Here is a 14,837-nt window from a genome sequence, read left to right on the forward strand (position 1 = left end):
TCAAGCCTTGAGCGACTCGTAGAGCGCCAGGCAGTCCTCGTAGCGGGGCAGCAGGCCGGTCGACGCGGCCTCGGCGAGCGTCGGCGCGTCGCGGTCCTTGTCGGACAGCACGAACTCGAGGTCCGACGGCCACGGCAGCTCCAGCGCCGGGTCCAGCGGGTTGATCCCGTGCTCGGCGCCGGGGTTGTAGCCCGTCGAGCACAGGTAGGTCATCGTCGTGTCGTCCTCGAGCGCGATCATCGCGTGGCCGAGTCCCTCTGGCAGGTACATGGCGTTGCACGCGTCCGCGGACAGCACCACGGAGTCGCACTGGCCGAACGTGGGTGAGCCGACGCGGATGTCGACGACCACGTCGAGCAGCGCGCCGCGCGGGCAGTAGACGTACTTCGACTGCGACGGCGGCACGTCGGAGAAGTGGACGCCGCGGATCGTGCCGCGCCGCGACACGCTGTGGTTGGTCTGCCCCAGCCGCAGCGGGTGGCCGACAGCCGCCTCGAACACCGCCGACTGGAACGGGGCCACGAAGACGCCGCGGTCGTCGGGGAACGTCCGGGGAGTGAACTCGAATACCCCGGCGATTTTCAGTTCACTCGCTTGCATGAACATCACCCTAAGGGGCACCGGAATCTTGACCGATCGGGTGCTCTCTGCCTGCGGAAACCGACTGGTCGGTGCAGAAAACCGGACAGACGTCTTGGTAAAACCGCCTCTGACCTGCGGATAGGTGTGATCCCCACCGCAGACAGGCGGGCCGCGTCCTGTCACACTTCCTCTCACCGCAGCGCCCGGTGGGCGGTGAGGCACACCTCGAGCCGAGCCGTTGACCGATTTTCCAGGCCCCGTGGATCCAGTGCGACAACGCTGGAACGGTGCGCCGACTGGTGATGAACCCGAGCCCTTGGGTTCCGCCGCCCGCACCGCAGGAGGGACCCCGTGACCGCATTGAACGAAGCCGCTACCGACCCGACGCAGCTCACCGACGAGGAGATCTTCTCCGCGCACGTCGGTGGCAAGCTCGAGATCGGTGTGACCGCCTCGCTGGCCGACCCGAAGGCGTTGTCCATCGCGTACACCCCCGGTGTCGCGAAGGTCAGCAGGGCGATCGCCGACGACCCGTCGCTCGCCGCGAAGTACACCTGGGCGCACCGGCTCGTCGCCGTCGTCAGCGACGGCACCGCCGTCCTGGGTCTCGGTGACATCGGCGCGGCCGCCTCGCTCCCCGTCATGGAGGGCAAGGCCGCGCTGTTCAAGACCTTCGGCGGGCTCGACTCCATCCCGCTCGTGCTGAACACGACCGACGTCGACGAGATCGTCGAGACGCTGGTGCGGCTGCGGCCGTCGTTCGGCGCGGTCAACCTGGAGGACGTCTCCGCGCCGCGCTGCTTCGAGCTCGAGGCGCGGCTCATCGAGGCGCTCGACTGCCCGGTCATGCACGACGACCAGCACGGCACCGCGGTCGTCGGCCTGGCCGCGCTGCGCGGCGCGAACACCGTGCTGGGCAAGGACATCGCGAACCAGCGCGTAGTCATCTCCGGTGCCGGCGCGGCGGGCATCGCGATCGCCAAGATCCTCATCGCGGCGGGCGCGGGCGAGATCACGCTGGTCGACTCGCGCGGCATCGTCTACGACGGCCGCGACGGGCTGAACCCGGTGAAGGCGCAGATCGCCGCCGCCACCAACGGCAGCGGGCTCAAGGGTGGCATCGCCGAGGCGCTCGCCGGTGCGGACGTCTTCATCGGCGTCTCGTCGTCGAAGGTGTCCGAGGACATCATCGCGAGCATGGCGAAGGACTCGATCGTCTTCGCACTGTCCAACCCGGACCCCGAGGTTCACCCGGACGTGGCTTCCCGCCACGCGGCGATCGTCGCGACCGGTCGCAGCGACTTCCCGAACCAGATCAACAACGTGCTGGCGTTCCCGGGAATCTTCCGCGGCGCGCTGGACGCGGGCGCGCGCCGGATCACCGAGGGCATGAAGCTCGCCGCCGCCGAGGCCATCGCGGCCGTCGCCAGCGACGACCTCGGTCCGGACCGGATCGTGCCGAGCGCTCTCGACCCGCGCGTCGGTCCCGAGGTCGCCGCGGCCGTCGCGGCCGCCGCCAAGAACGACGGAGTCGCCTGAAGATCACCTTAAGAACGCCATCGCAATACATTCACCCATCGGCGCGGAACCACGGACGTGGCTGTTCGTTAACCCGTCAAGGGGTGGGCGATGACGCTTTGAAGCGCTACCGTCCCTCTCCTCGGGAGAACACCCGAGGAGAGGGTTCGTATTTGCCGCCGTTCGGGTGTCGCCAATCCGGCTACCCCGTTTGCCGTGGGCGGCGAATGCGGGAGAGGGTGGGCCGGTGCCCAAAGGGGTAGGACGCACTCCGGTCGTGGACGGACGCGGTCGCCGGACCGCGAGCCGTGCCTCGGTCACGCTCGACGGAGTGACACTCCCCGACGCGCCGTCGCTTCTGGTCGACCCCAAGGGCGTTGTCATGCAGGCCAACCCGGCGGTCGTCGAGGCCACCGGCGTCGGCTCCGCCGAGGAGCTGGTCGGCCGCCCGCTCGGCGAGGTGCTCGTCGGCAACCAGTCCGACCTGCGGCTGGTGCGCGCCAACGGCACCGAGATGCCCGTCCGCGTCGCCAGGCACCCCGTTCCCGGCACGAGCCTGCAGGCCGTGCTGCTCATCGACGTCTCGGACCTCTCGGCCGCCGCGGACACCTTGCGGGACGAGCAGCGCAGGCTGCACGAGGTGCAGCGGGTCGCGGAGATCGGCTCCTGGGAGTTCGACCCGGCGACCGGCGCGACTGTTTGGTCCCTCACGCACTACGACCTCCTCGGGCTCGGTCCCGGCACGGTCGTCCCCGGCGCGCAGGCCGTGCTGGACGTCGTGCACCCGGACGACCTCGAGATGGTGTCGAGCTACTGGGCGAACCGCGAGATCACCGGCGACCCCATCGACATCGAGTACCGGGTGATCCGCCCGGACGGCGAACTGCGCTGGATCCAGGGCGTCGCCGAGGCGAAGCTGACCGTCGACGGCAAGCTGCACCGCATCACCGGCTACATCCGCGACATCACCGAGTCCAAGCGCGCCGCGACCGAGCTGGCGACGGAACGGGCGAGGTTGCTGGAGGCGCAGCGGATCGCGCGCATCGGCAGCTGGTCCTACGAGTTCGGCACCCGCGCCGTGCACCGCAGCGAAGTGCTGATGGAGATGTACGCGGACATCGACCACACGCCGGACAACGACCTGCTGTCCGGCGTCCACCCGGACGACCGCCCCGCGCTGGAGGAGTTGCGGCACAAGCTGTTGCACGCCGAGGACGGTTCGCCGCTCGAGGCCGAGGTGCGCAGCGAGTTCGGCGACCGCGTGTACATCTGCCGCGCTCGCGCCGAGCTCTCGTCGTCCGGCCAGATCGAACGCGTCCACGGCACCATCCAGGACGTCACCGAGGCCCGCGCGCTGGAACGGCAGATGCGCGACGACCGCAGGCGGCTCGCGGACGCGCAGCAGGCCGCGCGGCTGGGCACGTGGGAGTGGAACCCCGCCACCGACGACGTCGTGTGGTCGGACATGCTCTTCGAGCTCTACGGCGTGCCTCCCGAGGAGCCCGGCGGGTACGAGGCCTATCTCGCGCTCGTGCACCCGGAGGACCGCGGCTGGGTCGACGACCTGTGGAAGCAACTCGCCGTCGACGAGGTGCCCGTGCAGTGCGAGCACCGGGTCGTGCGCCGCGACGGCGTGGTGCGCGTGTTCCGCTGTCACGGCATGGTCGTGCACGACAAGCACGGCAAGCAGCTGGCCGTCGGCACCGCGCAGGACATCACCGAGCAGCGCGCCGCCGAGGCCCGCATGAAGCGCTCGTCGCAGCGGTTCGCGGACCTGGTGTCCGTGACGCCGGTCGGCATCGGCCTGTTCGACGAGGCCGAGCGGCTCGTCGACGCGAACGACGCGCTGTGCGACCTGCTCGGCATGGAGCTGGAGCAGTTGCGCGGCATGACCGCCGAGCAGCTGACGCACCCGGACGACACGTCGGCGTCGCTGCGGTCGGTCGACTGGGCGGCGTCGGACCGCACGCACAAGATCCCGCAGCGGATACTGGTCAGACCCGACGGCGAGCGCGTCTACTGCGAGCTGCACATCGCGTTGTCCGTGCAGGACGACGGCCGCCGCTTCTGGCTGATCGCGTTCCTCGACATCACCGAACGCCGCCGCACCGCCGAGGCGCTGCGCCACCAGGCGACGCACGACGAGCTGACCGGCCTGCCGAACCGCTCGCTGGTCAAGGAGATCCTCGCCAAGCTGCTGGAGGGCGAGAAGCGCTCCAAGGTCGCCGTCTTCTTCTGCGACATCGACAACTTCAAGCGCGTCAACGACTCGCTCGGCCACGACGCCGGCGACGAGCTGCTGGTCGCGCTCGCACGTCGTCTCGAAGGCGGCCTGCCGGAGACCTGCACCGCGGCCCGTCTGTCCGGCGACGAGTACGTGATCATCTGCTCGGACATCGACGCGGTCGGCGGTGTCGACGCACTGGCGACGCGCGTCGCTTCGTTGCTGCGCACCGCTGTTCCCGTGCACGGCCAGCTGGTCAGGGTGTCCGCGTCCATCGGCGCCGCGGTGCCGAACGGCTCCCGCGCGAACGGCGCGGACCTGCTGCGCTTCGCCGACGCCGCGATGTTCGAGGCCAAGCGCTCCGGCGCCGGCCGCGTCTCGCTGGCGTCCGCCGCGCTGATCGCGTCCGCCGACCGCCAGGTGCACCTCGAAGGCCAGCTGCGCGACGCGATTCAGAACGACGGCCTGACGCTGCACTTCCAGCCCGTGGTCGGTGTGGACGGTGCCGTGCTGACGGCCGAGGCGCTGGTGCGCTGGCCGCACCCCGACCGCGGTCTCCTGCCGCCGGACGTGTTCCTGCCGGTCGCCGAGCAGGGCGACCTCATGCGCGAACTGGACCGCTGGGTGCTGCGCACGGCGCTGCGCGAGGCTTCGACGTGGCCCGCACCCGACGGCAGGCCCGTTTCGGTCGCGGTCAACCTCGCCGGCCTCGTGCCCGGCGACCCCGAGTTCGTGGACATCGTGTCCAACGCGATCATCGAGTCCGGCGTGCCGTGGGACCGGGTCGTGCTGGAACTGGTCGAGACCGCGCTGGTCGACCTGCCGTCGCGGGTGCGTCAGTCGATGGACGAGCTGGTGCAGCGCGGCGTGCAGTTCGCCGTCGACGACTTCGGCACCGGCTACTCGTCGCTGGCCCGCTTGAAGGACCTGCCCGCGCAGATCATCAAGGTGGACCGGCGGTTCGTCTCCGGCGTGGGCAACGACTCCTCCGACTTCGCCGTCGCCCGTGCCGTCGTCGACATGGCTCGGGCCATGGGGCGCAAGTGCGTCGCCGAAGGCGTTGAGACGGCCACGCAGTTCCACGTGTTGCGCGGGGTCGGTGTGGACGCCTATCAGGGATGGTTGTTCTCGCGTCCGGTGCCGCCCAAGGAGTTCCGCGCCGTGCTGGCCCTCGGCCCCTTGCACATCCCGCGCGCCGGCTAGTTCACCCTGTCCGCGCTGGCTGTGATCGCCGGCAGCAGTGCGGCGATCCGGTGCAACGGCAGGTCGATCAACCGCAGCTCCAGGTCCTCGTCATCGGGTGCCGCACCCTCGACGACCTCACGCGCTTGACGCTTGGTCACCGCACCCTGGGAAGCGGTGATCAACGCCTCCCGCCACACGTTGCCGAGCTTGCCGTGCGCCCGCATCAGCACCTCGCGCACCACGAGGTCACCGGGCGACAAGGTCCCGGCCAGCACCTGGTCCGCCACCACGATCGTGTGCTTGTTGTCCGGCGTGTTGCGCAGGAACTTCAACGCGAACCGCGTCCGCACCAGGGACTGCAGCTCCTGCTGCCCGGCGGCCGACGACACGGCGGGGTGGTTGTTGGCCACCAATGCAGCGAGCCGTGCGGGTGAGGAGGCCAGCAGTGACCGCAGCAGCCAGGGGCCGGGGTCCGCGGTCAGGTCCAGCGCGAGGGACGCGGCACCCTTGCCGATGGGATCGGCCCAGCCGGGGCCGCGCGGCTTCGGTGGCGGCGAGGACTCGGGGCGGGGAGCCAGGTCGCTCAACGTGGACAGCGCTTCCCGCGGCGGCCCTGACGACTCGACGGACTGCGCGCCGTGCGTGTAGATGCGGGTTCCGGCGGACACCGAACGGCGTGCGGTGGGGCGGCACACGTACAGGTCCGCGGCGCTGCCGATGGCCTGTGCGCCGTCGAAGCGGTGGAACGCGGGCAGGATCGCCTCGAACACCAGGCCCAGCTTCTGCAGCTCCTGCTGCACCTTCAGGCCCAGTGCGGGCGTGCGGTCGCTGAAGCCGTACGCCAGCAGCACGCGGCCGGCCGAGGTGTCCGCCAGCGCCTCGACCGCGCGGCCCGCGAACAACCCCATGCCCTCCGGCGTGTACGGCGGGTCGCTGAACACCAGGTCTGCCGTTTCCACCAGGGCGGGCGGCAGGCCGAAGCGGAAGTCGGCGTGCAGGGTGCGGACGCGCCAGCCGTGTTCAGCAGCGCGTTTGTCGATGTAAGCGAGCAAACGGTCGTCGACGTCCACCACGGTGACCGTCACGTCCGGGTTGACCGCGCACACCGCGAGCGACGTGAGGTCGTGGTCACCCAGGCACAGCAGGTGCCTGCCGCGCAGCTCGTAGGTGTTGTTGAGCCAGAGCGCGCGCTTCAGCGCCGTCTCGGCCGTCGCCTGGACGTGGTCCAGCGCGGACAGCGGCGCGGGCACGTCGGCTGTGAACGAAAGAATCAGGCGCAGCGCGTCGGTGTGCCGGGAGACCAGCGCGTCGACCGGGTCGACGAGGTCTTCGGACGGCGCGAAAGCGGTGCGGTAGTCGGCCGCGCGCGACGGCGTGATGCGGTAGCGCTCGCCGTCGACGTCCAGGTCGGATTCGACGGCCTTCAGCAGCTCCTGCACCGTGCGGCGGGGCACCGCGGGCAGCCTGACCAGCTCGGCGAGCGGATGCCAGTCCTCGCTGAGCAGGGCGAGCACGCGGCGGAGCTTGCGCGCGTGCACGCCGCGCTCGGAGAGCAGCAGCCGCACCTCATCGATAGTCACAAGCGGGAAACCATACGGCCTGCCACATCGTGGAACGCTGTGCCGGGGTACGCCGAACGAGTTAAGGTCTCAGGGATCTACATCCAGGGCGGCCGGCGAGTGGCCGTCACGACCGGAGGGATCTCGGGTGATCGAGTTCCGGGCCGTCACCAAGCGGTTCGAGGACGGGACCATCGCTGTCGACGAGCTCGACCTCGTGGTCGAGGCCGGGACGATCACGGTGTTCGTCGGGCCCTCCGGCTGCGGCAAGACCACGTCGCTGCGCATGGTGAACCGCATGATCGACTCCACGTCGGGGACCATCCTGGTGGACGGCAAGGACGTCATGTCCGTCGATCCGCCCACGTTGCGCCTCGGCATCGGCTACGTCATCCAGCAGGCCGGCCTGTTCCCGCACCGCACGGTGCTGGACAACGTCGCGACCGTGCCGCTGCTGTCCGGTTGGGACAGAAAGCGCGCCCGCACGCGTGCGGCTGAGCTGCTCGAGACCGTCGGGCTCGACTCCGGTTTCGCGAAGCGCTATCCCGCGCAGCTCTCCGGTGGTCAGCAGCAACGCGTCGGCGTCGCCCGCGCGCTCGCGGCGGACCCGCCGGTGCTGCTGATGGACGAGCCGTTCAGCGCCGTCGACCCGATCGTGCGCGAAGGCCTGCAGGACGAACTGCTGAGGCTGCAAGGAGAACTTGGCAAGACGATCGTGTTCGTCACGCACGACATCGACGAGGCGCTCAAGCTCGGCGACCGGGTCGCGGTGTTCCGCGAGGGCGGTCACCTGGCGCAGTACGCCAAGCCGGCCGAGCTGTTGAGCGCGCCCGCCAACGACTTCGTCGCGAGCTTCGCCGGACGCGACCGCGGCTACCGAACGCTCACGTTCCTCCGCGCAGACGTTCCGGTGCGCGAGGTGACCACGGCGACGCTGGGCAGCACGGTCACGTCGAACGGCTGGGTGCTGGCCGTCGACGAGAACCGGCGCCCGGTCGGCTGGCTGTCCCCTGTGGACGGTGCGACCGAGGTGACGGCCGACAAGCTGATCTCCGGCGGGTCGCTGTACGACGGCAGCTCGCTGCGCGCCGCGCTGGACGCCGCGCTCAGCTCGCCGTCCGCGCTCGGCGTGACGGTGGACCCCGACGGCGCGGTCGTCGGCGTGGTGCAGGCGGACGACGTGCTGAAGGCGCTCGCCACCGCACGCGCCGCGGGTGAGGTCCCGTCGTGACCTGGATCTTCGAGAACTGGGACAAGTTCTTGGAGCTGACCGCCGTGCACCTGAGGCTGGCGGTGGTGCCGGTCCTGATCGGCCTGGTGATCTCGATCCCGCTCGGCTGGGTCGCCAGCCGGTCGCGGGTCGCGAGCGCGGTGCTCCTGCCGCTGTCCAACATCCTCTACACGATCCCGTCGCTCGCGATGATCGTGATCATGCCCGCGCTGATCGGCAGCAAGATCCTCGACGAGATCAACGTCGTGATCCCGCTGGCGATCTACACGGTGGCGCTGCTGATCCGCGGCATCTCCGACGCGCTGCGCGCGGTGCCCGGTCACGTCGTCGCCGCCGCGACCGCCATGGGGTTCCGGCCGCTGCGCCGGTTCATCACCGTCGAGTTCCCGCTGGCCGTGCCGGTCACGATCGCCGGCCTGCGGGTCGCGATGGTGTCGAACATCAGCATGGTGAGCATCGGCGCGCTGGTCGGGCTCGGCGGGTACGGGCAGCTGTTCATCGAGGGCTACCAGTCGAACCAGGACAAGGTGTGGGCCGGCCTGATCGCGACGATCGTGCTCGCGCTGATCGCCGACACCCTGCTGCAGGTGGCCGGACGCGTGCTCACGCCGTGGGTGCGGGCGGGGAGGTGAGCGATGGGCTGGCTGTTCGACGCTGAGAACTGGAGCGGCGCGACCGGGATTCCGGTGCGGCTGCTGGAACACCTCGCGTACACGTGGCTGACGCTGCTGATCGCCGCGGTGATCGCGGTGCCGCTCGGCGCGTACGTCGGGCACACCGGGCGCGGCGGGTTCCTGATCGTGGGACTCACCAACGGTCTGCGCGCGCTGCCGACCATGGCCGTGCTGATCCTCGTCGTGCTGTGGGCGGGCATCGGCGACCTGCCGGTGTACACGGCGCTGGTGCTGCTGGCGATCCCGCCGATCATGGCCGGTACCTACGCGGGCATCCGCGCGGTCGAACCGGCCACTGTGGACGCCGCTCGCGGTGTGGGCATGCGCGAGCGCGCGGTCCTGCTGCAGGTGGAGCTCCCGAACTCGCTGCCGCTGGTGTTCGGCGGTTTCCGCAGCGCCGCGCTGCAGGTCGTCGCGACGGCGACCATCGCGGCCTACGTGGGTGCGGGAGGGCTTGGCCGGTACGTCTTCGACGGGCTGGCGTTTCAGGAGTACGACCAGATGCTCGGTGGTGCGGTGCTCGTCGCCGTGCTCGCCGTGCTCGTGGACCTGGTGTTCGTCGGGCTGCAACGACTGACGGTGTCGCCCGGACTTCGTCCAGTGGGAACCGGAGGAAAATCATGAAGCGCATCGCCACGGCCGTAGCGGCGGTCATGCTGCTCTCGGCTTGCGGGGGCGACCCGCTGTCCAACGGCGGTTCCGGGCAGTCGTCCTCCGACACGATCGTCGTGGGTTCCGCGAACTTCCCGGAGTCGCGGCTGATCGCCGAGATCTACGCGGAGGCGTTGAGCGCCAAGGGCGTCAAGGTCACCAAGAAGCTCAACATCGGCAACCGCGAGCTGTACTACAAGGGCGTGCAGGACGGGTCGATCGACCTCATCCCCGAGTACAGCGGCGTGCTCCTCAAGCACATCAAGAAGGACGCGGTCGAGGTCGCCCCGGACGAGGTGTACGAGGCGCTGAAGAAGGCGCTGCCCGCCGGGCTGATCGTGCTGGACAAGTCGTCCGCCGAGGACAAGGACGCCGTGGTCGTCACCAAGGCGACCGTCGCGCAGTACAGCCTGAAGTCGATCGAGGACCTCGTGCCGTACTGCAAGGACCTCGTGTTCGGCGGCCCGCCCGAGTTCCAGCAGCGCCCGGACGGCCTGCCCGGTCTCAAAGAGAAGTACAAGTGCGAGTTCAAGGAGTTCAAGGCGCTCGACGTCGGCGGCCCGCTGACCGTCGCCGCGCTGAAGGACAACTCCGTCCAGGCCGCTGACCTGTTCACGACGGACGTCGCGATCACGGCCAACGAGTTCGTCGTGCTCGAGGACCCGAAGAGCGTCTTCGCCGCGCAGAACGTGCTGCCGCTGATCAACGAGAAGAAGGCGTCGGAGAACGTGCGCAGCGTCCTCAACGCGATCTCGAAGAAGCTCGACACCAAGACGCTGCTGGAGCTGAACGCCAAGTTGTCGTCGCCGGACAAGCCGGAGGCCGACAAGGTGGCCAAGGAGTGGCTGGCGTCGGCAGGAATCTGACCTCGAAGTTGTAACACGTTCTTCCTCCCCACGATCATGGTGCGTGGGGAGGAGAACGGTGATCGACACCGAGACCGACCAGGTGCTGCGGTTCGCCGCTGTCATCGGCGGGTCCTTCGAGAAACCCTTGCTGCGGCACGTGGTCCATCGGGCCGAGGACTCGCTCGACCGAATGCTGCACACCGCGACGAGCAGCGGTGTGCTCCGCGCGGAGGCGACGCGCTACCGGTTCCGCGACAACGCGATCAGGCTCGAGTTCTACCGCGGGCTGGACGAGGCGGTCCGCTGCGGCGTGCACCGGCGCGTGGCCGTCGTGCTCAAGTCGACCGGCGCCGACGCCGCGCGGATCGCGCACCACCTCGTGGCCGCGCTGCCGTACAGCTCGGCCGAGGAAGCGTTGCGGTACACGCTGGAGGCCGGGCGAGCCTCGCTCGATCACAGCGAAGCCGTCGCTCTCTTCGCGCAGGCGTTGAAGCTGGTGGAGCGGTGATCCGGCGGCCGAGGCTCGAGGACCTGCTGTGCTCGGCGCGACTGACCGCGGTCGTCGCGCCCGCCGGTTACGGCAAGACCACGCTGCTCACGCAGACGCCGACCGAACGCCCGGTCGTCTGGCACACCTGCCAGGAGAGCGACCGGCTGCTGGGGCCGATGGCCGACGCGCTCGCCTCGACGTGGACGCGCGTGCCCGCGATCTCCGGTGACGTCGACGCCGACCAGACGGCGCGGGCGCAGGCCATCGCGGGCATGTTGTGCGACGCGCTGCCGTCCGACGTGGTGATCGTCCTCGACGACGTGCACGTGATCGAGTCCGGCGATCCGGCCGCGAAACTCCTGGAGGCGTTGTGCCTCCAGCTGCCGCCCACCGCGCGGCTCGTGCTGTCCGGCCGTTGCCAGCCGCCGTTCTCGTTGCGGCGCTTGAGGTTCGACGACGAGCTGGTGGAGATCACCGCGGCGCAGCTGGCGTTCACCGAGGACGAGGCCGCCGCGCTGCTCGACGAGCCGGGTGAGGTGCACCGGATCACCGGCGGCTGGCCGATCGCGGTGCGCCTGATGGCCGAGGCCGGCGCGGTCGACCACCCGCGGCCCGAGCCGCTGTTCGACTACCTCGCGGACGAAGTCGTTGGCAGGGAACCGTTCTCCACTCGTGAGCTGTTGCGCACCGCGACCGCGTTCGACCGGTTCACCGCCGAACTGCTGGAGGAGCTGGGACATCCCAGCGCGCGCACGGTGCTGGTGGATCTGGTGCGGCGCGGGCTGTTCGTCGAGCAGGTGCGGTCCGCGCCGGGCTGGTTCACGCTCGTGCCGCTGGCCCGCGAGTTCACCGCGGACCGGCTGCCGATGGACGAGTGGGAGCGCGGCGAGGTGCACGCGGTCGCCGCGCGCTGGTTCGTCGAACGGGGTGAGGTCGCCAGGGCGGTCGACTCGCTGGCCGTGCTGCGCAACTGGCCCGCGATCACGGACCTGCTCGCGGATCTGTTGCGCACCAAGGGAGCCGACGCGCTGCTCGCCGCGACGGCCAAGGTGCCGCACGACGCGCGGACGCCGCGGGTGTGGCAGTGGGAGGGCGTCGCGCACCAGGTGCGCGGTGACTGGCGGCTCGCGGCGAACCGGTTCGAGCGCGCGGCCGCGGTGGACGGGCTCACCGCCGAACTGGCGTGGCGCATGGCGTGGATCCAGCACCTGCGCGGCGGACCGGAAGACGCGCTGCGGATCTGCGACTCGTGTCCGCTGACCGGTGCTGATCCCGTTGCGGAGTCGCTGTTGCTGAGCACGGCGGCCGGCGCGCACTGGGCGTTGGGCGATCTCAAGGCGGCCGAGTCGACCGCTTCCGAGGCGTTGGAGCGCGCGTCCGGTGACGACACGGCACTGGGCATGGCGCACACGGTGCTCGCCATGATCGCCGCGGCGCACGGCAGACGTGACGAGCTCACCGAGCACAACGACCTCGCACTCGACCACGCTCAGCGCGCGGGAGACGTGCTGGGGCTGATCCGGATCCGCTCCAACCAGGCGTCGCACCTCGTCGAGGCGGGGGAGCACGAGTCCGCGCTGGCGGAGATCGAGGCGATGCTGCCGCTCGCGGACGTCACCGGGTTCGCGACGTACCGCGCGATCGGGTTGCACAACCGCGGTGAGGCGCTGCTCGGCCTCGGCAGGCTGGACGAGGCCGCCGCGGACTTCCACGCCGCGCAGAAGGCCTTTGAGAAAGCCGGTTCCTGGCTCGCCGCGGCGCCACTGGTGTACCTCGGTGAGGTGCATCGGCTGCGGGGCGATCGCGCGCTGGCCGGTTTCGCGTTGCTGGAGGCACTGCGCCTCGCGTCGGCCAAGAACACCGTGCCGCACCTGGTGCTCGCGCACGTCAGGCTCGCGAACCTCTACCGGCACGACGATCCCGAGCGCGCTCGGGAGCACGCCGCGAAGGCCGTCGAACTGGGTGAAGGTGTGGGCCGCGTGTCGGCGTTGCTGGCCGCCGCGCGCGTGGGTGACGCGAAGGACCTGTGCCACGAGGCGTACGCCGTCGCCACCCGCCGCGGTGACCGCGCGGGCCTCGCGGAGTCGTTGGAACTGCTGGGACAACTGGAGAACGACAGGATCCTGCTCGACCAGGCGCTGACGTTGTGGCGCGAGGTGGGCGACCCGCTCGGGGAGGTCAGGGTGCGGACCGCGCAGGCGGTGCTGGTCGGTGGAGCGGCGGGGGAGCGTCTCGCGGTCGAGGCGCAGCACAAGGCGGCCGGGCTCGGCGCGCGGCTGCTGGCCGAGGCCGCGGCCGGTGCGGCGGAGACGTGTCGCCGCGCGAGCCGTCCGGCGGTGTTCATCCAGACGCTGGGCGGGTTCCGCGTGCTGCGCGACGGCGAACCCGTGCCGCCGACGGCCTGGCAGTCGCGCAAGGCGCGCGACCTGGTGAAGATCCTCATCGCCCGGTGCGGGCGGCCGATCACCCGTGAGGCGCTCGGCGGTCTGCTGTGGCCCGATGAGGAACCCGAACGCGTCGCCAACCGGCTGGCCGTGGCGTTGTCGACCGCGCGGAGCGTGCTGCGCGCCGGTGCGGGCGTGGTGGCCGAAGGCGACGCGGTGCGCCTCGATCCGTCCCTGCTGCCGGTCGACGTCGTGCTGTTCCTGGCCGATGCGCGTGCTGGACTCGCCGCGGCGCACCGGAAGTCGTCCGAGGCGCTGTCGTTGCTGACGGCGGCGGAGTCCGCGTACCACGGTGACTTCCTGGAGGAGGACCCGTACGAGGACTGGGCCGTGCGGCTGCGCGAGGAGGCCCGGTTGATCTACTTGCAAGTCGTTGCCGTGCTCGCCGAACACGCCGAGCGGGCCGGCGAGTTCCCGTTGGCGAGCCGGTACTGCCTGCGGGTGCTGGAACGCGATCCGTACGACGAGAACGCGCATCTGACGCTGGTGCGCGTCCTCGCCGCGGCGGGGAGCCACGGCGAGGCACGGCGGTGCTACCAGACCTACGTGACGCGGATGCGCGAGATCGAGGTCGATCCGCGGCCGTTCACAGCGAACAGACCGCGTACGGCGTGATCGACCACCGGATCTGCTGCGTCTGAGCATCCCTGGCCTGCCCGGTCAGCCACGCGGCGGACTCGTACGGCAGCACGTCGCCGATGATCGCCTTGCCCGCGACCGAACCACCCGCGCTGATGACCTTCTCGTCGCCCTGGCAGGAAACGGACTTGCTGCCGTTCGGCCCGATCACGACGGACGAGCCGCCGCTGCGCAGCACCGCGCCGGAGCTCTTGCCGCAGATCGCGTACGCCGTGACGCTCCAGGTGCCCGCGGGTCCCTCGGCCTCGGCCGTCGCGCCCTTGAGGTTGCCCTGCGGGGCGAGGTGGGTGAGGTGAACGCCGTTGACGGCGTCGACGATCTCGGCGCCGACGCCGAGCGACTTGGTGCCGGTGGGGCACGACGCCTCGGCGGTCTGCGCGCCGTTCTTGCTGGCCAGGCTGAAGTCGCCGGGCGCGCAGTTCGCGCGGGCGGTCACGGTCCACGGCAGGGGAGTGCCGCTGCCGAACTCGGTCGCGTGCACCTCGACCCCGCTGAGGTCGGCTTTCGGCTTGATGCGGGTGATGGCGGTGCGGTCGCCCGTGACCGCACCGCCCGTCCCGACCACCTTCCAGCCGTTCGGGCAGGTGACCGTGACCGACTTGGCGGACGACGTGCTCGCGCTGGTGGCGCTGTGCGGCTCGACGTCCTCGCCGACGCCCGCCATCGCCGTGGCGGGGTTGATGCTGGTCAGGCTCAACGCCAGCACCGCCGTGCTGAACAACTTCACGATGAACGCCCCTTCGGGTTCCGCGGGCCGGTGCCCGCGGAACCCGAGCATGTCGAGCCGGATTA

At 70.5% G+C, this 14,837-nt stretch carries 11 protein-coding genes; 8 read left to right on the plus strand and 3 right to left on the minus strand.

What is annotated here, in order from left to right; all coding sequences use genetic code 11:
* Positions 1–600 (minus strand): dTDP-4-dehydrorhamnose 3,5-epimerase family protein, encoded by a 600-nt coding sequence (locus FKR81_RS04465; protein ID WP_146349640.1) that lies wholly within the window; start codon positions 598–600, stop codon positions 1–3.
* Between the two features lie 333 nt (positions 601–933).
* Here FKR81_RS04465 and FKR81_RS04470 point away from each other — a divergent pair, with 333 nt between their 5' ends.
* Both FKR81_RS04470 and FKR81_RS04475 read left to right on the plus strand, forming a co-directional pair.
* A complete protein-coding gene (locus FKR81_RS04470) occupies positions 934–2,121 on the plus strand; it encodes an NAD(P)-dependent malic enzyme (RefSeq protein ID WP_186762765.1) in 1,188 nt (395 codons plus the stop codon).
* A gap of 226 nt (positions 2,122–2,347) precedes the next feature.
* Positions 2,348–5,527 (plus strand): bifunctional diguanylate cyclase/phosphodiesterase, encoded by a 3,180-nt coding sequence (locus tag FKR81_RS04475; protein WP_407936499.1) that lies wholly within the window; start codon positions 2,348–2,350, stop codon positions 5,525–5,527.
* Here the strand turns inward: FKR81_RS04475 and FKR81_RS04480 are convergent.
* Positions 5,524–7,089 carry a bis-aminopropyl spermidine synthase family protein gene (locus FKR81_RS04480; RefSeq protein ID WP_146349641.1) on the minus strand — a complete coding sequence of 522 codons (1,566 nt, stop codon included), beginning with the start codon at positions 7,087–7,089 and terminating at the stop codon, positions 5,524–5,526. The genes FKR81_RS04475 and FKR81_RS04480 overlap by 4 nt on opposite strands.
* 127 nt (positions 7,090–7,216) lie before the next feature.
* Between FKR81_RS04480 and FKR81_RS04485 the strand changes: the two genes are divergently transcribed.
* Genes FKR81_RS04485 through FKR81_RS04510 form a run of 6 tightly spaced genes read left to right on the plus strand, consistent with a single transcriptional unit; the run spans position 7,217 to position 14,021 of the window.
* Positions 7,217–8,299, plus strand: a complete 1,083-nt coding sequence (locus FKR81_RS04485; RefSeq protein ID WP_146349642.1) for an ABC transporter ATP-binding protein — start codon at positions 7,217–7,219, stop codon at positions 8,297–8,299.
* Positions 8,296–8,931 carry an ABC transporter permease gene (locus FKR81_RS04490; protein WP_146349643.1) on the plus strand — a complete coding sequence of 212 codons (636 nt, stop codon included), beginning with the start codon at positions 8,296–8,298 and terminating at the stop codon, positions 8,929–8,931. The genes FKR81_RS04485 and FKR81_RS04490 overlap by 4 nt, the downstream gene beginning before the upstream one ends.
* Before the next feature lie 3 nt (positions 8,932–8,934).
* Positions 8,935–9,597, plus strand: coding sequence for an ABC transporter permease (locus tag FKR81_RS04495; RefSeq protein ID WP_146349644.1), 663 nt, complete (start codon positions 8,935–8,937; stop codon positions 9,595–9,597).
* Positions 9,594–10,490, plus strand: coding sequence for an ABC transporter substrate-binding protein (locus FKR81_RS04500; RefSeq protein WP_146349645.1), 897 nt, complete (start codon positions 9,594–9,596; stop codon positions 10,488–10,490). The genes FKR81_RS04495 and FKR81_RS04500 overlap by 4 nt, the downstream gene beginning before the upstream one ends.
* Before the next feature lie 58 nt (positions 10,491–10,548).
* Entirely contained in the window at positions 10,549–10,980 is a 432-nt protein-coding gene (locus tag FKR81_RS04505; protein WP_146349646.1) for a hypothetical protein, read from the plus strand.
* The gene (locus FKR81_RS04510; RefSeq protein ID WP_146349647.1) at positions 10,977–14,021 is read left to right on the plus strand and encodes a BTAD domain-containing putative transcriptional regulator; all 3,045 of its coding nucleotides are present in this window, start codon (positions 10,977–10,979) and stop codon (positions 14,019–14,021) included. The genes FKR81_RS04505 and FKR81_RS04510 overlap by 4 nt, the downstream gene beginning before the upstream one ends.
* Here FKR81_RS04510 and FKR81_RS04515 read toward each other — a convergent pair.
* Positions 13,993–14,772 (minus strand): hypothetical protein, encoded by a 780-nt coding sequence (locus FKR81_RS04515; protein ID WP_186762766.1) that lies wholly within the window; start codon positions 14,770–14,772, stop codon positions 13,993–13,995. The two genes, FKR81_RS04510 and FKR81_RS04515, sit on opposite strands and share 29 nt — an antisense overlap.
* Positions 14,773–14,837 lie beyond the last annotated feature (65 nt).

Origin of the sequence: Lentzea tibetensis, from assembly GCF_007845675.1 — a bacterium.
GTDB classification, from domain to species: Bacteria; Actinomycetota; Actinomycetes; order Mycobacteriales; family Pseudonocardiaceae; genus Lentzea; species Lentzea tibetensis.

Bases quoted from the DNA above. Each gene is read 5' to 3' on its own strand.
- FKR81_RS04465 (WP_146349640.1), bottom strand. From the start codon at position 600: ATGCAAGCGAGTGAACTGAAAATCGCCGGGGTATTCGAGTTCACTCCC.
- FKR81_RS04495 (WP_146349644.1), top strand. From the start codon at position 8,935: ATGGGCTGGCTGTTCGACGCTGAGAACTGGAGCGGCGCGACCGGGATT.
- FKR81_RS04500 (WP_146349645.1), top strand. From the start codon at position 9,594: ATGAAGCGCATCGCCACGGCCGTAGCGGCGGTCATGCTGCTCTCGGCT.